The organism is Acinetobacter sp. NIOH-H-8, from assembly GCF_046635365.1.
In the GTDB taxonomy this organism is placed as follows: domain Bacteria; phylum Pseudomonadota; class Gammaproteobacteria; order Pseudomonadales; family Moraxellaceae; genus Acinetobacter.
This window is the reverse complement of record NZ_JBHDVN010000189.1, coordinates 1-451: the sequence shown is the minus strand read 5'-3', so window position 1 is coordinate 451 and position 451 is coordinate 1. Positions and strand designations below refer to the sequence as shown.

Below are 451 nucleotides of genomic sequence, written 5' to 3'. Positions count from 1 at the left end.
CCGCAACATCGCCTTTCAGGGTGCCTTCTTCGACACGTACCGCCGACTGCGTCGTACCTCTGGCGGTCAGTTCCAGCGTAACCGCCCCCGTTTTAGTCAATGTGCTACCCTCATCTTGATGATGCCCGCTGCTGTCAGCCATCAGTCCGCCCCACTGCGTGTCTACCCCCGCATCAACTGCCACTTCACCGTCGGCGCGCATTTCAATATCACGCCCATGCTCAGTCGTTGTAGAGCGAGTATCGACATTGGCAGTAATCTCCATCACTCTTTCTTGTTGATTATCGGTAAAGATAACCTGGCGGTTGTAATGGGTATCTCCAAGCTGCGAGTTGTCGCTCACCACCAGCGTACCGGAAGCGATTTGCGTGGTGCCCAGGTAACTATTATTGTTTGCCAGGCTAACCAGCCCGTCGCCGCCGATATGCAAATTGTCGCCCCCTGCGAGATC

General features: G+C 55.4%; 1 protein-coding gene and 1 pseudogene. Both read right to left on the bottom strand.

Annotated features, from left to right (window positions below; translation table 11 throughout):
- Positions 1-268: hypothetical protein (locus ACEWB7_RS17730; RefSeq protein WP_411581049.1), on the bottom strand; the 268-nt coding region annotated here is incomplete at its 3' end.
- 81 nt (positions 269-349) lie between these two features.
- Positions 350-430 (bottom strand): annotated as a pseudogene (locus ACEWB7_RS17725) (hypothetical protein); the annotation flags it as partial.
- Between the last annotated feature and the right edge of the window lie 21 nt (positions 431-451).